General features: G+C 65.7%; 17 protein-coding genes. 11 read left to right on the top strand and 6 right to left on the bottom strand.

Annotation, left to right across the window (positions count from 1 at the left end; all coding sequences use genetic code 11):
- From ABGB14_RS21265 to ABGB14_RS21250, 4 genes are all read left to right on the top strand, one after another.
- On the top strand, positions 1-914 hold a 914-nt coding region (locus tag ABGB14_RS21265), incomplete at its 5' end, for an RHS repeat domain-containing protein (RefSeq protein WP_347645539.1).
- 49 nt (positions 915-963) lie between these two features.
- On the top strand, positions 964-5,319 hold the full coding sequence (locus ABGB14_RS21260) for an RHS repeat-associated core domain-containing protein (RefSeq protein ID WP_347645551.1): 4,356 nt from the start codon (positions 964-966) through the stop codon (positions 5,317-5,319).
- Between the two features lie 73 nt (positions 5,320-5,392).
- Positions 5,393-5,824 (top strand): hypothetical protein, encoded by a 432-nt coding sequence (locus tag ABGB14_RS21255; RefSeq protein WP_347645538.1) that lies wholly within the window; start codon positions 5,393-5,395, stop codon positions 5,822-5,824.
- A gap of 1,135 nt (positions 5,825-6,959) precedes the next feature.
- Positions 6,960-7,571: a DUF4240 domain-containing protein gene (locus ABGB14_RS21250; protein ID WP_347645537.1), complete on the top strand. Its 612-nt coding sequence runs from the start codon at positions 6,960-6,962 to the stop codon at positions 7,569-7,571.
- Between the two features lie 464 nt (positions 7,572-8,035).
- On the opposite strand, the gene ABGB14_RS21245 is transcribed toward ABGB14_RS21250, so the two are convergent.
- Positions 8,036-8,527 carry a hypothetical protein gene (locus ABGB14_RS21245; protein WP_347645536.1) on the bottom strand — a complete coding sequence of 164 codons (492 nt, stop codon included), beginning with the start codon at positions 8,525-8,527 and terminating at the stop codon, positions 8,036-8,038.
- 149 nt (positions 8,528-8,676) lie between these two features.
- Between ABGB14_RS21245 and ABGB14_RS21240 the strand changes: the two genes are divergently transcribed.
- A complete protein-coding gene (locus tag ABGB14_RS21240) occupies positions 8,677-9,753 on the top strand; it encodes a DUF418 domain-containing protein (RefSeq protein ID WP_347645535.1) in 1,077 nt (358 codons plus the stop codon).
- 25 nt (positions 9,754-9,778) lie between these two features.
- Here the strand turns inward: ABGB14_RS21240 and ABGB14_RS21235 are convergent, their stop codons facing one another.
- Entirely contained in the window at positions 9,779-10,015 is a 237-nt protein-coding gene (locus tag ABGB14_RS21235) for a GntR family transcriptional regulator (RefSeq protein ID WP_347645550.1), read from the bottom strand.
- 98 nt (positions 10,016-10,113) lie between these two features.
- On the opposite strand from ABGB14_RS21235, the gene ABGB14_RS21230 reads away from it, so the two are divergent.
- Both ABGB14_RS21230 and ABGB14_RS21225 read left to right on the top strand, forming a co-directional pair.
- The gene (locus ABGB14_RS21230; RefSeq protein ID WP_347645534.1) at positions 10,114-10,332 is read left to right on the top strand and encodes a hypothetical protein; all 219 of its coding nucleotides are present in this window, start codon (positions 10,114-10,116) and stop codon (positions 10,330-10,332) included.
- 352 nt (positions 10,333-10,684) lie between these two features.
- Positions 10,685-12,730 carry a sugar transferase gene (locus tag ABGB14_RS21225; RefSeq protein ID WP_347645533.1) on the top strand — a complete coding sequence of 682 codons (2,046 nt, stop codon included), beginning with the start codon at positions 10,685-10,687 and terminating at the stop codon, positions 12,728-12,730.
- 67 nt (positions 12,731-12,797) lie between these two features.
- Here the strand turns inward: ABGB14_RS21225 and ABGB14_RS21220 are convergent, their stop codons facing one another.
- The 4 genes from ABGB14_RS21220 to ABGB14_RS21205 form a co-directional block, all read right to left on the bottom strand.
- Positions 12,798-13,163 (bottom strand): hypothetical protein, encoded by a 366-nt coding sequence (locus ABGB14_RS21220; protein ID WP_347645532.1) that lies wholly within the window; start codon positions 13,161-13,163, stop codon positions 12,798-12,800.
- Between the two features lie 199 nt (positions 13,164-13,362).
- The gene (locus ABGB14_RS21215; protein ID WP_347645531.1) at positions 13,363-13,824 is read right to left on the bottom strand and encodes a helix-turn-helix domain-containing protein; all 462 of its coding nucleotides are present in this window, start codon (positions 13,822-13,824) and stop codon (positions 13,363-13,365) included.
- A 139-nt stretch (positions 13,825-13,963) separates the two neighbouring features.
- Positions 13,964-15,073, bottom strand: coding sequence for a trypsin-like serine protease (locus ABGB14_RS21210; protein WP_347645530.1), 1,110 nt, complete (start codon positions 15,071-15,073; stop codon positions 13,964-13,966).
- Positions 15,074-15,410: 337 nt separating this feature from the next.
- Entirely contained in the window at positions 15,411-16,535 is a 1,125-nt protein-coding gene (locus ABGB14_RS21205) for a trypsin-like peptidase domain-containing protein (RefSeq protein ID WP_347645529.1), read from the bottom strand.
- A gap of 284 nt (positions 16,536-16,819) precedes the next feature.
- Here ABGB14_RS21205 and ABGB14_RS21200 point away from each other — a divergent pair, with 284 nt between their 5' ends.
- From ABGB14_RS21200 to ABGB14_RS21185, 4 genes are all read left to right on the top strand, one after another.
- Positions 16,820-18,271 (top strand): acetyl-CoA synthetase, encoded by a 1,452-nt coding sequence (locus ABGB14_RS21200; protein WP_347645528.1) that lies wholly within the window; start codon positions 16,820-16,822, stop codon positions 18,269-18,271.
- 99 nt (positions 18,272-18,370) lie between these two features.
- Positions 18,371-18,649, top strand: a complete 279-nt coding sequence (locus ABGB14_RS21195) for a hypothetical protein (RefSeq protein ID WP_132513837.1) — start codon at positions 18,371-18,373, stop codon at positions 18,647-18,649.
- Positions 18,636-19,064: a type II toxin-antitoxin system VapC family toxin gene (locus tag ABGB14_RS21190; RefSeq protein ID WP_347645527.1), complete on the top strand. Its 429-nt coding sequence runs from the start codon at positions 18,636-18,638 to the stop codon at positions 19,062-19,064. The genes ABGB14_RS21195 and ABGB14_RS21190 overlap by 14 nt, the downstream gene beginning before the upstream one ends.
- A 44-nt stretch (positions 19,065-19,108) precedes the next feature.
- The gene (locus ABGB14_RS21185; RefSeq protein WP_347645526.1) at positions 19,109-20,014 is read left to right on the top strand and encodes a hypothetical protein; all 906 of its coding nucleotides are present in this window, start codon (positions 19,109-19,111) and stop codon (positions 20,012-20,014) included.
- The last annotated feature ends 25 nt before the right edge of the window (positions 20,015-20,039 follow it).

Below are 20,039 nucleotides of genomic sequence, written 5' to 3'. Positions count from 1 at the left end.
TCACGCTTGGCTCGCGCCGCCGGGGTCAGACCACCACCATCCGGATAACGCATCCCACCGGCATACTCCCGAATCCCGCCGTACGCATGCAACCGCGAGGTGACACCTCAGACTTTCAGCCTCTGTACGAGTACGACACCGGCGGTTACCCGGCCAAGAGGATCGACCGCAACGGCAGCGTTGTCCGCTGGTGGAACGACAAACGCGGCAACCCAATCCGCGGCAAGTCATGTCGTACGGACTCCAGTTGCCAATACGGCTACGCCGACTATCACTTCAACGAAGACGACGAGTTCGACCCGCGTAACGGCAAGATGGTCGTCCATCGGGATGCCCGCTCGTCCGACCTCGAGAGCGACACCTACGCCACCACGTGGGAGTACAACCAGTACGGCGAGCAGACCAAGCAGACCACCCCCGCCACCTCCGACTTCCCCGACGGCCGCTCCGTCACGACCTCCTACACCGACGGCACGGAAGCAGCCGTCGGCGGCGGCACCACCCCGGCCGGTCTGGTCGCCTCCCAGACCGACCCCAGAGGCAACACGTGGACCTACCGCTATACAGCGGCCGGTGACCTGGCCGAGCAACGGGACCCCGAAGGACTGAAGGTCGAACTCGACTACGACGCGTTAGGCCGGCTCCGCGAGAGCTCGGAAGTGTCCGGAGCCCACCCCGACGGGGTGAAGACCGTCCTGACCTACGACGTGCTCGGCCGTGTGGCGACGCGAACCGAGCCGGGTGTGAAGAACGAGGTGTCCGGAGTCACGCACACCAAGCGCACCACGTACGCCTACGACCCGGACGGCGCGAAGCTGCGCGAGACCGTCAGCGACCTGACCGGCGGCGACGCCGAGCGCGCGACCGTCTACACCTACGACGACCGGCAGGGTCGAGACGATCACCGACCCTGAGGGCGGTGTGGTGCGCCAGAGCTGGAACACCATCGGCAGGTTGGCCACGGTGACGGACGCCAGGGGCGCGGTGGTCGAGCACGCCTACAGCGAGCGCGGCGAGCTGGTCACCCAGACGTTGAAGGGCTGGACCGGCAGCCCGGTCGACCCGCAACCCGCCACGGACAAGGTCCTGGCGTCGTTCGGCTACGACGCGGCCGGCCGCCTGGTGGCCCAGTCGGACGCGATGGGCCGCAGGACCTCCTTCGAGTACTTCGGCGACAACCTGCTCGCCAAGAAGATCGCCGACAACGTGAAGCTGAACGGCTCCGACACCGCGCGGGACGTCGTACTGGAGGAGCACACCTACGATGCGGCGGGCAACCAGATCAAGCTGGTGACCGGCGGCGAGGAGGAGGCGACGACCGAGAACGTCTACGACGCGGCCGGGTTCCTGACCTCGCAGACGTTCGACCCGGGCAGGCTGGACCGCAGGACCGCGTTCGCCTACGACGCCAACGGCAACATCATCAAGACCACCCGCACCAGCGCCGGCAGCGACCGCGCCGAGGTCACCGAACAGGCCTACACCACGACGAACCTGCCCACCAGGACGACCGTCGAGAACGGCGAGGAGGACCTCGTCACCACCGTCGACTATGACGACCGCGGTCTGGCCGTCGCCACGACCGACCCGCGCGGCAACGTGGCCGGCGCCGACAAGCAGGCGTACACGACCGAGATGCGCTACGACGCGCTCGGCCGCCTCACCGAAACCACCGGACCCCAGGTCAAGGTCGAAAAAGCCGGCACGGCCGGCGACGCGCGCCCCACCGTGCGGTTCGGCTACGACACGCTCGGCGCAAAGACGCACGAAACGGACGCCGAGGGCCGTACCGTGGTCTCGGTCTTCGACAAGGCCGGCCGGCTGACCAGCCAGAAGACGCCCAGCTACACCCCGCCCGGCGGCACTGCGCTCACCCCGGCCACCTCGCTCAACTACGACGCGGCCGGCCAGCTCACCTCCACCACCGACCCGCGCGGCCACACCACCACTTTCGAGTACGACAGGCTCGGCCGGCAGGTGCGTGTCACCGATCCCGCCCCTGTGGGGCAGCAGGGTGGGACGTGGGTGACGGAGTACGACATGGCCGGGGAGAAGCTCGCTGTGGTCGACCCGACCGGGGCGCGTACCGGGGCGACCTACGATGACCTCGGCCGGCAGATCACCGCCACGCAGATCGAGCGCAAGCCGTCCACGGCGTCCTACACCACCACCATGGAGTACGACGACGCGGGCCGGCTGGTCAAGCAGAGCGCCCCGGGCGGCAAGGTCACCTCTTACGGGGTGAACGCGGCCGGTGAGGTCACCTCCGTGACCGACCCGAACAACAACACGACCGGCATGGCCTACGACCTGGCCGGACGGCTGATCAAGACCACCGACCCCAACGGCAACGCGACTACCGCCGACTATGACCTGGCCGGCCGGCAGATCGCCGCAAAAGACCTCGACCGCAGCGGCGATGTGCTGCGCACCTACCGTTTCGGCTACGACGCCGCGGGCAACCAGACCAGCGTCACCTCCCCCGAGGGACACCTCACCCAGCAGAGGTTCGACGCCCTGGGCCGCCCCACTACGCTCGTCGAGCCGGTCTCGGACGGCGAGTCGATCACCACGAGCCTCGGCTACGACGCGACCGGCGCCCGCACCCGGCTCACCGACGGCCGCGGCAACGCCACCTGGACCACCTACAACAGCCTCGGTTTGGCCGAATCGGTGACCGAACCGGCCACCGCCGCGCATCCGGACGCGGCCGAGCGCACCTGGACCCACCTCTACGACGCGGCCGGCAACCCGGTCGCCACCCTCCAGCCCGGCGGCGTCCGCATCGACCGCACCTTCGACCACCTCGGCCGCCTCACCAGCGAGAACGGCGCGGGCGGCGGCGCGGCCACCGCTGAGCGCAGCTTCGGCTACGACCTGGCCAACCGCATGACCACCGCCGGCAATGTGACCGTCGACTACAACGACCGCGACCTGCCGTTGACGGTGACGCGCGGCAGCACCCAGGAAACCGCCTACGCCTACGACGCGCTGGGCAACCCCACCCAGCGCATCGACGCCGCCGGCACCGCCACCTTCACCTGGGACAACGCCAGCCGCCTGAAGACCGCCACCGACCCGGTGACCGGCCGCACCCTCACCTACGGCTACGACCAGGCCAGCCGGCTGAAGACCGTCACCGCCACCAGCGGCCAGGCGAGCACCCAGAGTTTCGACTACGACGCCATGGACCGCCTCACCGGTCAGACGCTGCAGAGCGGCTCCGGCACCCAGCTCGTGAAGATCACCTACGGGTGGGACGCCGACGACAACCTCACCACCAAGACCACCGCGGGCACGGCAGGGGCAGGCACCAACACCTACGCCTACGACCACGCCGGACGCCTCACCTCCTGGACCGCCCCCGACGGCGCCACCACCGCTTATGAGTGGGACGCCGCCGGCAACCGCACCAAGGCCGGCGACAAGACCTTCACCTACGACGAACGCAACCGGCTGCTGACCGGCGACGGCAGCACCTACACCTACACCCCGCGCGGCACCCTGGCCACCGAGACCAAAGCCGGCACCACCACCGACTACACCTTCGACGCCTTCGACCGGCTCATCGCCGACGGCGACAGCGTCTACGCCTACGACGCCCTCGACCGCCTCACCAGCCGGATCCGCGGCACCACCAAGCAGACCTTCGCCTACACCGGGCTCGGCAACGACCTGGCCGCCATCACCGACAGCGGCGGCGCCGTCCAGGCACGCTACGCCCGCGACGCTGGCGGCGGCCTGCTCGGACTCAAGGAAGGCACCGGCGCGGCGGCCGCGGCGTTCACCGACCTGCACGGCGACCTCGTGGCCACCTACACCACCACCCTGCAGACCTCCACCGCCTACGACCCCTTCGGCGCCGTCACCGCCCAGACCGGAACCACAACCAACCTCGGCTACCAGGGCGAATACACCGACCCCGACACCGGCAAGGTCAACATGCACGCCCGCTGGTACCAACCCGGAACCGGCACCTTCACCAGCCGCGACACCATGACCCTCAACCCGAACCCCTCGGTCCAGGCCAACCGCTACACCTACGCCAACGCCTCCCCCCTCACCGGCACCGACCCCACCGGCCACGCCACCGCCAGCATCGGGAGCGCGGCTTACACCCCCAGCATCAGCGCCCAGGAAGCCAGCAGCATCTACGCCCAGCACGGCATCGTGACTGGAGGATGTGGCGGGACCGGACTGTATATCGGGAGCTGTCAGTCCATCGACGACACTGGAGGAGGCGGAGCCATCGGATGTCTCGCAGTCGGCGGCGCGCCTGGATTCGTCCCCAATTGTGGCGCCGTCGTTGTCGACCCGACCTGGCTCCGGATGATCGAACTGGAGAAGGAAAAGAAATTCTGGCTCGGCCAAGACGAGGTCGAGAGGTTGGGCATGAAGGTTATGCCCAACGGGCGGCCCGTCGACCAGCCCAACTTCTGGTTCGCTAGCGAAAAAGTGCAAAACAAATACATGTCTAACTGGTCGCCTACTATGACCGACAAGCAGCTTGCCTTCAGCTGGGTGGCGGCCGGCGGGCTGGAAAGCTTCGCCACCATGGAGAAGGCGGCGAAGAAGAACGCCAACGATGTAAGACTCGGCGAGTGGCGAAAGATGCAGCAAGTAGGTGGCACGGGCATGTATGCTACAAAGCCAAAGGACGGAACCAGCGCCTCTAGATATGCTTCTTATGAAAGCTATAAGTACATCGTTAGATACTGGAGGGATATCGAGAAGGCGGCCGCGAATCACGGAATCAAAGACGTAAATGCCCTGGCTGCAGGTCTCATGTATGAAAGCCACTGGCAGGCCAATCAGACACTTGGGGCCAAGGGTGGCGATAACCTTAGCTTTTTGACGCAAGGAGAAGGGGCATCGATTGGCATTGGCCAATTGGAAATCTATAAAATAAGGCATGCACTTAACGCATACGTGAAGGGATTTGCGGCTAGAAATTATAGCAACGGTGAGATCGCGGATATGATGAAAAATCCCTCCGTTGCAATACATGCGGCAGCGGCTTATATGCGCTATCTGAAAGAGCGCATAACAGGTCTTAATCGTCCTATGACCGACATGGACGCGGCCATCGCTTACTGCACCTGCTCCGGAGCGGTCGTGGACCCGAAAACCGGAGTGGTCAGCGCCAAGCGATACGTGGCTTGGGCAAATAGTGGCTACATCGGCAGGCCCGAGGCCACCAAGCAGAATCCAGAGAACGGGCGAATCGCAGAGGAGCGCCGTAACGCTCTACTAGGATACGTGAAGGCCGCCCCTGAGCTCTTCGCATGCGGAAGAGCTGCATGCTGGACCTACATGTAAGATACGATTTCGTCCTCAATCGATACCGCGAGCGAGAAGAGATAAAAGGATGAGGGTTACGCGGGGACGAAAGTTGACTGCAATTGCTCTTGCGATTTCTCTTCTTGTTGGAGGATGTGCGCAGCAGCCCGAAGAGGTCGACCCTGGCGTACTGGAAGAAGTTAACAAGATTGGCACAGTTATCTGGAAAGAACGCCAAGAAGTCTCAACGGGGTCAGAAATCCTAGTAACCCATGCTTTCTTGGTCGATGTCGGTGGCGATACTGAGGAGGAATCGCTCGGGAAGGCGGTAGCCTATCTCCACAGCCGAAACTGGACCACCAAGGTGGACAGCCGGCCGCTAAATGTGTGGCTGAAATCATCCCGGTGGAAAGGTGCCACCGTTGCTGCTTATGCGTGGAGCGTTTCCGAGGAGCACGATCGACCCGAAGCGATGAAGGCCATCGAAAGTCGGGGCATCAAGCCCACGGCGCTCGTGAGCGTTTACGCGTACGTAGGTTGGTGAGGGTGTCTGCACGTCGACAGTGCGCTTGCTGAAAATTCCATCCATGGAGTTCAAGCCGCATGTGAGTACTCGTGGAGAACGTCGCCGAGCTGGTCTCGCCGGCGTACATTCAGGTCGGTGATTCGCTCTGGATCCGTGATCGAATTGGGGACGGTACGCAGCGGCGCTGCTTGGTCCAGGGCTCAATGGGCTTGGTGCTGCTTGTAGATGTGTTCGTGCTCGCGTAGGGCGTATGCCGCTCGAATATTGGGTTATGTGGTCTGCGCATTCCTCCGGAGATGATTGAGGTCGGCCGACTCCTCGCCGAGTCCATAGCGGAAGCGGTCGAAGAGCGCGGACTCGCCTGGCAAAAGGTGATGAAAAGGGTTACATCGCGTTCCAACGCGCCGGTAGCTACAACGTTCTGGTCATCGACCTCTGGAACAAGCGGGTGCCTCGCCTCGCGGCCAAGGTCCCAGGTGTGCCGAGCGAAATCGGTCTCACCAGCCCGTTTCCGCAACTGGAAGAGTCGTGGGACAGCGACAACAGGGAGTGGGGCTGGACCGTCCCACCAGGTACCGCGATTCCCGACCTCAATCCGCTCTTCGACCTCATTCAGCCCTTTGCAACCAGCCTCAGGGAGGTTGTCACTTCAGTGTGCAAAGATCGTTCCTGAGTGCTTGAGACCGGTCTCCGCATGCCTGCGGGAAGCGTGGTGATCCAGGCCGGATGCAGCGGCAGGTCCGGCCGGGACCACAAGCCCAGCGCCGACCGGATCGCAGCTAGCCGATGATGCCCTGCACCGCTCCTGCTGGTCACCCACCATTACATCCGGGTCGGCACCACTGATCTGTTCGCCCTCCTGATTGTTGCCACGGCAAGGTAATCACTAAGCCGCATCATGTCGGCGACCTCCGTGCTTTCTCAACAGCATCAAGCGGCACGTATGGACGACCTGGACGTGCACCTGCTTTACAGCCTCTCCGCACGCCAGAAGCCGGAGATCAAGCGGCGGGCTCGAACGCGACCGCACCGCCTAACACGAGAATGGAACGCCAACACCCGCCCTACATCTGGACCTAGACCGCCGACTAGATCCTCGATCCCGTCGCCGGTACTGCCAGCGAAGCAACGACTCAAAACACTAGGAGGAAACGTGCAGCGGTACCACGGTATGAGTGAAGATGACTTCTGGGCTTTGATTGAGTCGTCGAAAGGTGACGGTTGGACAAAGGTTGAGCGAGTGCGTTGGCTGAAAAACATATTGGTTGCAAGATCGCCAGAAGAAATCGCTGATTTCCATATGTGGATGTTTCTGAATCAGAAACGCGCCGAGACTTGGGAGCTATTTGGCGCGGCTGGACATCTTTTCGGCATTTCCTCTGACGACGGTTTCCAGTATTTTGTGGGCTGGCTCATCGGTCTTGGAAGAGAAGCATTTGAAACTACCATAGCGAATCCCGACAGTCTGATCGACCTGCCTGAGGCGCGAGAGCGTGTCCAATATCGTCGGTCGGTGGGCAGATTGCCGGAAGAGCTGTATCCCGAGTTCGAGTCACTGTGCTCACTTGCGATCCAGCCTTATGAGCAGGTGACTGGTAAAGGTGTGCTGTCCCTTTGGGAGACGCTAGGGGCCAGAGGCATTGAAGTCCGAGAACCGTTTAATTCAACCGGGGATTACTGGGACGATCCTGAGGAGGCGCGGTGGCGGCTACCACGTATCCACCGATACCTCACTCAAGGGGAGTCGGGGAGCGCGTCTGAATAGAAGCAGGGCGCTCCGCAAAGCGATGATAGATGTGACAGCCGCAGAAGAGGTCTCGCAGAATAATGGTTGGTCCAACGCCGGTAAATCATCGCCATTGATGACCGCGGGCCCAGATTGCTCTTGTGTGATCGACGGGTGTCGCGTTACTCAGCGTGGATTCACAGATTTGAATCTGATGCATGGCCGATCCTGTCTACGACAACGCGATCCAGGTGGAGGAGGTAAGCATTCACGTCGTGCGCATTTCGAGTTCTGGTGATCGCGCTGCGTGATCGCCCAGCGGCGTGCAGGAGTGCGACTGCTGCCGAAGTGTCAGGCGGTGACCGGGTCTGGTGGCATCCAGAGGTGGCACACGAGCGCGTCGCGCAGGACGGTCATGACGTCCAGGCCGTGTTTGAGGGCGGTGGACAGCGCTGGTTCGTGTTGTTGGCTGGGGATCAGTCGACGAGTGCTCTGTGCCGTTCTCATTCGGCGTCGTGCTGTGGGGGAGTCCGCGACTCTGTTACGTGGCCGTCGGGCAAGGAACTGTCCAGTTGCCGACACCAGGATCGGGGTGGTGTCCATCCCTCGGCCGGCGTGAAGTTCAGATGCAGCAGGCAGGCTGTGCTGGGCACCGGCCCGCCCAGGTGGCGAGTTCCATGCGCGGCCGCCTCGCCGTCAGGGTCGAATGCACCGTTGTTGTAGTCGTTGTAGGGGGTGCCGAGGTCGTCCTCCGTGGACAACATCCAGTACCAGAAGAAGGGGCCCTTGGTTTCCTCCTCCTGCTGCCGCAGTCCGGGCACGAACTCGTAGTGCAGCACGCCGCCGGCGTCCGTCAACTCCAGCCCGCGGGCGACGACGTGGTGGCCTTCCACCAGCTCTCCGAGATCGACGTCGAAGACGATGTCGAGACGTATCGATCCGCCCATCCTGGAGAGGTAGGCGTCGGTGGCCGTGCGCGGCGGAATCTGGAACATGACATCCAGCATCGGGCACGATCAGCAACCGGCCGACCATAGGACGTCGCCACCGCCTGCAATTTTGCCCGAAAGTATGATCTTGGCTGCTGCTGACCCTGCTTTCGGCCGATACCGTCCCCGCGGGCGGCCCTGCAGGATTCGGCCCTATGCCTCGCGAAGAGTTTCCCCGAGAACCGACCAGCCATCCCGGTCACCGTCTCCCGCACGACGCCACCGCCTCGACCGCTCCGCCCGCGTCCGGCCGGCCGCAGACCGGTGCGCTCTCCTCCGGCCGGCCGCGGATCATCGCGCTCGACGTACTGCGTGGGTTCACGTTGTGCGAGATCCTGTTCGCCAACATCCAGCTGATCGCCAATCACGGCACCGCCGTTGTGACGCAGCCCATGGGTGACTGGGATCCGTGGCTCGGGTTACCGATCTTCTCCCTGCTGTTCGGCATCGGGTTCACGCTGCTGCTGGACTCCGCCGCCGACCGCGTCTCCCGCCCGTGGCTGGTCCTGCTGCGACGGCTGGTGGCGCTGCTCGCGATCGGGCTCGTCCACATGGTGTTGTGGCCCGGGGAGATCCTGACCAAGTACGCGGTGGTCGGCGTGCTAATGCTGCTGCCCTCGTCCTGGCTGCCGCGATGGGCCGTGGCCGGCCTCGCCGCCGTGCTCGTTCCGGTGGCGTTGTTCGGCGGGGGAGGGCCTCTGCTGATCGCCGGGCTGTTCCTCCTCGGCTCGGCACTGGTCCGGTACGGGGTGATCGAGCGGATCGAGCGATCCACCCGAGGGCCGCTCCTGCTGGGGCTGGTCTTCGCGGCTGGGGCGGCCTCTGCCCTGTGGGTGCACGCTCAGGTGGAGACCGGGGCGGACCCGATGCAGCCGTCGTTCCCGTCCAGCCTGGCCGACCTGCTGATCGCCGGCGTGGTGGTGTGCGCCCTGCTGGTCCTGCTCAGAACGCCGCTGCGGCCGGTGTTGCGGGTCGTCTTCGCGCCGCTGGGCCGGATGGCCCTGACCAACTACTTGACCGCCACGCTGCTCGTCCTGGCGGCCAGTCGCATCCTCGGTCTACCGGTCGGCCAGTCCTTGCAGGTGGCGTTCGTGACCGCGGGGGCCATCCTCGCGGCCCAGTGGCTGCTGTCCGCCCTGTGGCTGCGCCGCTACCGTCAGGGCCCGCTCGAATGGCTCTGGCGCTGGGCCACCTGGGCCCGCCGCCCGCCCTTCAGCCGGGTCGGTACGTGACGAGCTCGGGCCAGAGGGCCGCCACTCATGTGCCCTCGGGAATGCTGGCGAAGCTGCCCATGCCTCGCACGGTGTAGATGGAGCCCTCCTCGCGGAGGGCTCTCATGGTCTTGTGCGCCGTCATGCGAGCGATGCCGAACTCCTGCATGAGGTCGTTCTCGCTCGGCACCCGGGAGCCGGGACGGTATGTCCCTTCGGCGATGCGCTCGCGAATCACCTGGGCAACCTGCTGCCATCGGGGCTGGTCTTCGCGGAACTCCATCACCAGGCCACTGTAGAAACCTGTGCATTTCCATCGATCTCCGGATGGCTCTATGGTGCCCTATAGACAACCGCGTACTGCACTCCTACCCTGTCGGCATGACACAACCTCCCCACGAGCTCGACCTCATCCGGAAAACGTTCCCTGACTGGTCGTGCTTCCGCAGCGACGCGGGCATCTTCTACGCGACGCGGCGCGGCATCAGGCTCAGCAGCACGGCAATCGAACGAGGGCTCCAGCAGACTGTGAGCGCCGATGACGTAGCGACTTTCGTGGAGCGTCTGCGCGACCAGACCGGCAGGCGTACGACGCCATGACGGTCCCGGAGCCGTTCGCCTGGGGCGACTACCATGGCGTACACGTGCCGGCTCCTCAGCCTGGAGCTGAACGGGTGGACTGGCGACAAGGCCATCCACGCGGTTGCCGGATCCGGGTCAATCACTACACCTGCAACTGCCGGCGGCCCTCGTATGAACTGTGTGCGGCAGGGGGCCTGTCGTTCATTCGCCGAGCGTCCGGAGATGACGGCGCATCAGTGATCGTCGAGAGTCCTTGGACGTCGGTCCGCGAGGCGCAGGTGCTGTGGCTGCGTATTCTGAGCGGTCGAGCGTGGTGACACGTTGCCCCATGCGAGGAGTTCTGTATCCGAATTGCACCGTTCGGTGATCCTTGTACACTCTTGACAGTCTTCGCGACAAGATCAACCGATCGTCGTTAACGCTCGCTGGGGTCGCAATCATGCTGGAAACCGCATTCTCCGCCAAACTCTGGATGGGAGCGGGGGGTGGCGTCCAGGACGCGGTGCGCGACCTGCGGATCGGTGTGGACGAGTTCTGCGACGCGATGGGTGAGCGGCCGTTCGGGAGTGACGATCTGGGCCGGGCCCTGTACGAGGGCGATCGGGCGCGGAAGGCGCCGGGTTTCGTGGGACTGCGCGACGCCCTGCTGGAGAACCTGGTCGGTACGGTGAACCTGCTGCAGGGCATGGGAGCCGGAATGGTCAACGCCGGCATCGTCTACCGCAGCGCGAACAGCGCGACCATGGATGTCCTGACCGGACGGAGGTCCTCGCAGTCCCCGCCATCCGCGGCGTTGGAGGAGATCGAGGAGTACCGGCCGGCGATCGAGGGCGGCAGGCTGCCCTCGACGGTCCCGCCGCCCGGTTTCGTGCAGCAGGCGGCATGGTTCTTGCAGGCCATGGGTTTCGGGTGCGCCTACCCTGACGGCGACATCGGCAAGGTGAACGTGCTGCGCGAGGCCGCGCTGAAGATCGGCCGCGTCGTCGACCGGGTGGCGGAGGAGGTCGATGAGCACGCGGGGCGGGTGATCACGTCCGGGGACGGGCCGAACACGGACGAGTTCAAGAAGGCCGTGAAGATGCTCACCGGCGAGAAGGGGCTGCTGGAGGAGCTGAAACGGCAGTCGGATGAGCTCGCCGAGTACTGCCGGATGGGGATGGACGCGATCTCCAAGGCGCAGTGGCACTACTGGGTGGCCGCCGCCTACGTGGTGACCTTGGTGTACGTGGCGATCGTCATCAACCCCTACCTCAACGCCGCGGCGGCGAGGGCCATCCGGCTGGAGGGGATGGCCCTGCAGATCACCTTGCGGATCATTCGCGAGGCGGTGCTGGGCATGGCCTTCGCCGGCGGGCTGAACGTGATCGACCAGCTGTTCACCACCGGTGACGTCGACCTGAAGCAGCTGCTCCAGACGACATGGCACGGGGCGGTCGCCGGCGGCCTCATGGGCGGCGCGCACGGCGCCCTGCCCTCGCTTCTGCGCAGGGGCGGTCCGCTGCTGACCGGCCTGGCCGCGGCGATGGAGAAGCCGGGTTGGGAACGGGTCCTCTCCCGCCTCCTCGTCGGGGGAACGGTGAGCACCGGCGCCCTGGCGACGGCCGGATGGGCGAGCGGGTACGGCTGGGACTGGAAGCACGCCGCACAGGCCGGCTTCGGCATGGCCCTCCTCGGCACCGGCGCGGAACTGGCCGGCAAGACATTCATGGCCGGCCGGCAGCGTGTGTCTCCCGAGCTGGCGCTGCGCCTGCCACGGGAGCCCTTCCCCAAGAAGGGGATTCCGTGGCTGCGCAGCCCCGAGAAGAGGTGGATGGAGTTCAAATGGTCCATGGCGTTCATGCCGCTCGCCGCGCCCGTGGCCGGCTTCACGGCGTTGGTGAAATTCCTCGAGGATGGCAAGAGTCCCTTCATGACGCAGCAACGGCTCGGCAAAAATGGCGAACTTTTCAACATGTGGAAATTCCGCTCGATGAAGAGCGCCGATGGCATGGATTCCAGCCTGGGATCCGCAGATACCCGGATCACAGACTTCGGCAAAACCATGCGAGAGGCCGGTTGGGACGAACTCCTGCAGTTGCCGCAGGTCGCCATGGGGAGGATGTCGTTCATCGACCCCCGCGGCCTGGTGGACGCGACACATCGAGAAATGGCGCGCGATCTGAGTCCGGAGGTCAACCACACGTGGACGACCGGCAAAAGGGCGGTCACTCCGGGGATGTGGAGCCACTTCGGGTACTACAAGGAATACTTCGGCTATGAGGCAGCTTCCCCGCAGTTCAACCAGCTACGAGGGAGGCTGGACAACTGGTATTTCCAGCACGCCAATGAGACGATCGACCGGGAGCATTTCCGCAAGGAATTCGGGAAGATGATGAAAGCCTGGGGCTCCGCGGTGACGGGGGGAGGGAAGGGCTGAGCCCGTTTCGCGTGCCCATATGCGAAGCGGAACCGCTCGGGGCGGTGTCAGGGAGGCGGCGGGACAGTCACCCGACTTGTCTTCTCACTTCACCAGCGAACCCCGACAGGCCTGTCCGCTCCAGCGCGGTCATGAGGCCAAGTACGGTCCTGGGGTCGCGCTTGTAACTATCGGCCTGCTCGCGCAGCGTTCGCAGGACGATCCGAGGCATCGCGTCCAACAGGCCGAGCAGGAAAGTGTCGGGAGTGAGTAGTTCGATGTCGTATGGCTCGCGGGCGTGTGCAGGGAAATCCTTGACATTGAAAGTCACCACAGCGTTCGCCTGCGCGGAGACTGCGGCGGCCAGCACGTGGCGGTCCTTGTCGTCACAGGTCATCGTGGCGATAAGTGGCTTGTAGCCGATTACTTCGGCGTCGTCGAATGCGAACCTCATCTCGGCCACGAGTCGACTGACGGTCTGGGCTGGTATGCCGGCCTCGATGAGGTTGAAGGTCTAGTTCGTCAAGAATGCCGCTTGACCACAGAGGTCGGAACAGACCTGTCTCTGCCAGGCGGAGCAGCGTGTCTCGCAGATAGGCCGGATACAAAACGCACGTGTCGAGTATGACACTGAAGGTCATCCTGCCCTCCGGTCATCTGGTCTTACGTGGATCGGCCGTAACCTCGTACAGATCGGCTTCTTCGGAGATCTCTACCATCCGGTCCAGGGATGCCTGGCGTTGATGACGGCGGCGCTCCTGGTAGGCCAGCACATCGCGGAGCAGAAGCCTACGATGACGCCCGGGCTGCTCGAAGGGAATCTCACCGCGTTCCAGTAGCCGGACCACCGTAGGGCGGCTCACGCCTAGCAGGTCAGCTGCTTCCTGGGTGGTCATCGTCTGGTGGTGAGGGGCGATCGTCACCGCCTGCCCAGCGGCCATCGCCAGCACCACCAACTGGAGCACCTCGAGCACCTCGTCAGGTAGGACGATTCGCTCTCCCCCCGCTCCTACCAACTCCGCATGGCCGCTGGACGAATGCCTGATCGCGTCGGCCAATTGATCGAGAGGGACTCCCGGCGGTAGGACCGTCCGCTCGGCAAGCTCAGTCGTCATGGGGCCTCCTCACACTCATCTCCACCCTACCAAGAAACGAACGAAACGAACATCTAGCGCCATCCGCGAGGGTGAGCGCAAGTCGCAGAGCGCATCCGCCGGTAGGCGGGCAAGGGGTGGATGGAGCGGGTGCCTGGGATCAGGCGACTTTGGAGATCGTGCGTACGGAGGCGGCGTGCCGGTAGACCTCGCCCGTGGTGGTGTCGAAGTACGGTGACGACACGGCGTCGTACCAGCCCTGGGCGTCCCGGTTCCAGGTGAGGCTGTTGACCCCGACCAGGGTGCCGAGCCCGCGGTTCTCGTTCCAGCCGATCAGCCAGGGTCCGCCGCTCGCGCCGTGGCTGAAGTCGCACGGCTGGAGCTGTACGCCCTTCTGCAGGTCGAAGGCGGGGGCCACGGCTGCCCACAGGGTGGTGCCTCTCTCGCAGCTACGCAGCTTCTTGCCGTTGAACGGGTTGCTCCTGTCGGGTTGGGGGCCCGCCGGGTAGCCGAACGAGAACGCCGAGTAGGTGGACGGCTTCTTGTTGAGGTCGAGTCCCTGTCCGCCGACGTTGTCCTGGAGCCGGCCGATGTCCTTCATGGCGTAGGAGTTGTTCTTCTTCGTCCAGGTGAAGCCGCGGTGCACGGTCACGAAGGCGTAGTCGTAGTCGTAGTCGCCCTTGCCCGACCAGTCTTCGTGCATGCTGATGGCGGCGCCGACGTAGATGCCCTGGGATGCCTCGCCGTTGGGGCCGGGGTTGGGGACGAAGATCCAGGAGTCGGCGGCCCTGGCCTGGCGCGAGTCGTACGCGCAGTGGGCGGCCGTGGCGACGACGCTGCGGTTGCGGGCGGCGACGGCGCTGGCCGAGCACCAGTACTCCTTGTCGCCGAAGCGGAAATAGACCTTGCCCATGGTGGTGGCCGTCTTGCCCTTGCGCGGCATCGCGGACGCCACGCTCTGCGCGGCGAGGGTGCGCCTGATGGCGGCGACGGGGTTGCTCTGATCCGTGGCGGTCTGGGGCTCGGAGGTCGGGGCGGCCTTGGCGCCGGGCGTGGCCGGGCTGTAGTTGTCGGCCACCTTGAGCCGGTCGGGCTTCCAGTGCTCGGCGACCCTCTTCACGTCCGCCTGGGTCGTGGCCAGGGGGACGGCGTACACCTTGCTGTTGGCGGCGCTGTTGGCCGCGGCGTCGGCGATCCCCGTGAGGGCGGACAGCACGAGCAGCGCGCTGCTCAGTGCAGCGAGCGCGACGTGCCTGGCCCGGGGGATCATCTTTTGCCTTTCTTAGGGTCGTAAGGTGGGATTTTTCCAGATGTACAGACGGTATTGCAGCGAGGATAGAGATTCGTTACCTGATCAAGGGTGCACTTCGCACTATAAGGAACGTGTCAGGCATCCACTCTGGATACCTCTAAATGATCATTAGTCGCAGCGTTTCCCCAGGTCAGCATGGGTGTGCGGACTTGATGATGTGTCGGGAAATGTCGTCATTCAGGTGGCTTTCGGGGTCGATCGAGTGGCGCACGCCACGTCGCCGCCCGCCCCATTCCGCCGCCAGGGGAAGGCCCCGGATCCCACCCGGGAACCGGGGCCTGAGGTGCGGGCTCGATCACGGCATGTTGCCGGTCCAGCGGTTGGCGGCGGCCTTGTAGACCTTGTAGGTGTCGGTGTTGAAGTACGGCGACGAGATGTGGTCGTAGCGGTCGTTGCCGTCGGTGTCCCACGCGACGCTGTTGACGCCGATCAGGTAGCCGGTGCGCGACGCGCTCTTGTAGGAGTAGAGGAGCGGCCCGCCGCTCGCTCCGGCGGTGAAGGAGCACTTGAGGCCGACGTGCTCCTGCAGGTTGTACTTCTTGGCCTCGGGCATCGGCTTGGTCTTGCCGTAGCACCACTTCATCGTGCGCCCGCTGAACGGCTTGTCGCCGTCAGGGTGCTCGCCGGCCGGGTAGCCGAAGGAGAACACGGTCGCCTTCGTGCTCCGGTTCCAGGTGAAGCCCTGACCGCCGACGTTGTCGCCGAGGCGGCCGACGTTCTTGACCGTCCACCTCCAGCGGCCCCTGTCCTTCGCCCAGTCGACCTTGATGCCGTTGTAGACGTTGACGAACGCGTAGTCGTAGTCGAAGTCCTCCTTCACCAGGAAATCGTCGTGCGCGTTGAACGTCTTGGCGGCGTAGATGCCGTAGGGCGCTTTGCCGTCCCAGACGCTCTTGCCGTCCCAGTACGACGGAATGAAGACCCAGTTGTCGTAGAAGGTGTTCTTCTTCGTGTCGTACACGCAGTGGGCGGAGGTCGCCACGAGGTTGCGGTACTTGCCCTGCACCGAACTGGCCGAGCAGTAACGCCAGTTCTTCGGGTTGCGCGGGTCGGCCTTGGGCAGCGTGAAGAACACGCGTCCGACGGTGTTCGGCAGGTTGACCTGCTTGCTCTTCTTGGTCTTCGTCTTCTTCTCCCCGCCGATCGGCGGAACGGATCCGGCGGGGCCGTCGGGGGTGCTGTTGCCGCCCCTGATGCCCTTGGTGGTCAGGTCGATGGTGTCGTCGTGGTCGGTCGCCCGCTTCACGCGGTCCGGCGTCCAGAACTGGATCGCCTGCTCGGCGGGGGTGGCCGCGTTCTTGGACACGACGTCTGAGGGTGCCGTCGCGCCGGCCGCGGCGCCGCTGACCGTTCCCGCGGCCAGTCCGACGGCCACCAGGCCGGCCAGCGGGATCGCGACGCGCCTTGCTCGGGAATTCATGGAGCTCCTTTCGGCTTTCGGCGGCCCAGAGCGGGGTGCTGCGCCCCGGGTGGGCCAGGAAAACGTTCGGAACGTTAATGAATGGCCGGACCGGCGGCCAGGAAACGACGGGAAAAAGCATGGCCCGGTTCCGTTCCGTTATAGAAATAGCGAGATCGCATGTATTCCTGATCGGCATTTCCGCAGGTGGAGGGTGCTGGTATTTCTTCTCCGGCAACAGTGGTAACTCGCTCTATCAGACACCACTGCTTATCAACCGAATATTATTCTGGTTAGATGGTTTCATGGATCCTCGCACGCCCTGCCTCATTGGCATCGCACAACGCACCGTTCGCGAGCAGCCCGGCCCGGAGCCGCTCGACCTGTGGGAGGAGGTGGCGCGCGCGGCCACCGCCGACGCCCGCCTCCCCGCCGGGCGGCTCGACTCGATCCAGCTCGTCCACACCGACTCCTGGCAGTACGACTCCCCGGTGGGCCGCCTCGCCGAGCGCCTCGGCGCCGTGCCGCGCCACCGTGCCTACTCCAAGGTCAGCGGTACGGCTCCGCACCTGCTCATCGGCGAGGCCGCCGCGAGGATCGCGGCAGGGGAGATCGACTCGGCGCTGGTCGCCGGGGCTGAGGCGCTGGCGACGCGCCGGGCGTACCGGCAGGCGGGCGAGAGCGTGCCCTGGAGCCATCCGGCCGTGCCCAAACCCCCGTACGGATGGGAGCGGCCGCCGCATCCGGCGGCGCTGGCCCACGGGCTGTTCATGCCGGTGCACACGTACGCGATCATGGAGACGGCGCGGCGGGCGGCGCTCGGCCTCACGATCGAGGAGGAGATGCGCGAGCGAGGGCGCATGATGGCGCCGATGACCGAGGTGGCCGCCGCCAACCCGTACGCCTGGCGCAGGACCGCGCGCACCCCAGGCGAGCTGGTGCACGGCAACCGCTTCGTCGGCTGGCCCTACACCAGGAACACGGTCGCCGTCATGGAGGTGGACCAGGCGGCCGCCGTCGTCCTGGCCAGCTCGCGGCTGGCCGACCGGCTCGGGGTGCCCGCCGGCCGGCGCGTGTACCTGCGCGGGTGGGCGTACGCGGAGGACACCTGGGAGGTGGCGGCGCGGCCCGCGCTCGGCCGCTCGGAGGCCATCGGCAGGGCCGCGGAGGCCGCCTTCAAGCGGGCGGGGCTCGGGCCGGACGACGTGCACGCCCTCGACCTCTACAGCTGCTTCGCGATCGCGCTGCGGCAGGCGTGTGACGCCGTCGGGCTCGACCCGCTGGACCGGCGCGGGCTCACGGTGACCGGCGGGCTGCCGTACGCGGGCGGGCCGGCCAGCGGCTACGTGCTGCACTCGACGGCCACGATGGCGGGGCTGCTGCGCGCGCAGCCCGGGCACGGGCTGGTGACCGGGGTGGGGATGCACCTGACCAAGCACGCCTACGCCGTCTGGTCCACCGAGCCCGGCGGGCTGCGGGGCGGGCTGCTCGATGCGGCCGCGCCCGTGTTCGTGGCCGAGGAGGCGCCGATCGTGCCGGCCTTCTCGGGGGAGGCGGTCGTCGCCGGGTACACGGTGGCGCACGGGCGGGACGGCGCGCCCGAACGGGGGGTGCTCGTGGTGGACGTGCCCTCCGGCGGGCGGGCGTACGCGGTCGTGACGCGGGACGAGCTGCTGGCCGACGCCGAGTCGCGCGAGCTGGTCGGGCAGGTGGTGCGGGTCGCGCACGACGGCGAGGTGAACGTGGCGACCTGGTGATCCTCTGAAGTGGATGCAAAATCTGTGACCGCTCGACTACTATCCGGTGTTGACATTTTTATGTCACTCGCCCACGCTGGAGTCATGCGGAGGACCACGGTGCGCATCGACGAGACGCTCCTCAACGAGGCGAAGGCATACGCGGCGAGAAACGGACGCAGCCTCAACTCAGTGATGGAGGACGCCTTGCGGCAACTCATCAACCGCTCCACGGAAGTGGCGGAACGCCCCCGCGTGGAGCTGATCACATCAACCGCCGAGCCCGGCTACCAGACATGGGTCCAGAGGCGGCTGGACGCCGGCGAGAAGTTGGAACACATCGTCTACGACCTCGATGACGAGGAGCGCTACCCGGAGCTGTTCCATGCTCCTCGCTGACATCAACATCCTGGTCAACGCCTTCCGCCACGAGTCTCCCGATCACGATCGATGCCATGTGATCGTGGAACAGATGGTGAACGGCGACTCCAGCTACGCCGTGAGCGATTTTGTCGTCAACGGCTTCGTCCGCACGGTCACCAACCGGCGCATCTTCAAAAACCCCGACGACCTCGATCGTGCCCTGACCTTCGCCTCGTCCTACCGCAACCAGCCGCATGCCCTGGTGGTCAGCGGCGCGGACAGGCACTGGGAGATCTTCGTCAGGCTGTGCCGGGAGGCGGGGGCGTCGGGCAACTTGATCCCCGACGCCTACCTCGCGGCGCTCGCCATCGAGCACGGTTGTGAATTCGTGACCTGCGACAAGGATTTCGCCAGGTTCGAGGGCTTGCGCTGGCGGTCCCCCCTCAACTGAACTGGAGGAAAGGGCGTAAGCCAGGCTACTCGGCGAGGAACGTCGTGGCTGACCGGTTCGACGTCATCGAGTCAGGCGGCGAGCGCGGACGCCGCCGCTGGATCGGGCTGGCGGTGGTGCTGGCGCTCCTGCTGGTCCCTGCTGTCAGCCTGCTCGTCAGCCGGGAGCCCGAGCGCGGTCCCGAAGGTGAGGCCGTGCTGCCGCAGCCGGTCCCCGAGCCCATCAGGTCCTTACGGACGATCGACAACCCGCCCAACGTCCTGCACGCCCAGGCGACGGAGAAGGGCGGCGACGAGGTCATCGACGTGGTGTTCCCGCACGGGGCGCGCGCCGAGGTGCGCTATCCGGCCGACCTCGGCCTCGCCGAGATGGGCGTGCGACCGTTCCAGGGCGCCTGGGTGGAGGGAAACTACCGCCAGTTCGTCGCCCCGTACGGCGGCGAGACGCAGATCACCCAGGGCGGCGAGCCGATCAGGAACTACGCCCCCAACGTCACGCTCTGGCCGCGCCAGGCGGGCAGCGGCGGCTACGGGCAGGTGCTGATGTTCGCGTTCGGGCCGTGGCGGCTGGCGATGTACGACCGGGGGAGGGGGCTGTCGTTCGAGCAGCGCACGGCGCTCGCCGAAGGACTCCGCGGCAAGGTGACGAAGGGCGGCTACCTGGTGTTGTCGGCCGCCCGCTCGGCAGACGGCGTGCGGCTCGCCGAACCGGGAGACACCGTGCGGGGAGAGCCGGTGGGGCCGCAACTGTGGTTCGGCGGCGGGGCGGGGACGATGGTGGTGCTGGCGCCGGCGCCCGGCTGCAGGAGCACCACCGCGATCCCCGACGTCATCGACGGGCGCGGGCGGCCCGTCGACTCGGCGTGCCGCGGCGGGGTGCAGGTCACCGTCACCGGCCCTTCCACGTTTCGCGACCAGGCCATCAAGGGCATCCGGATCGCGTTCGAGTAGGACGTGCGACGCGCGGCGGCAGGGT

Source organism: Nonomuraea sp. B10E15 (genome assembly GCF_039871615.1).
In the GTDB taxonomy this organism is placed as follows: domain Bacteria; phylum Actinomycetota; class Actinomycetes; order Streptosporangiales; family Streptosporangiaceae; genus Nonomuraea.
This window is presented reverse-complemented; position numbering and strand designations above follow the sequence as displayed.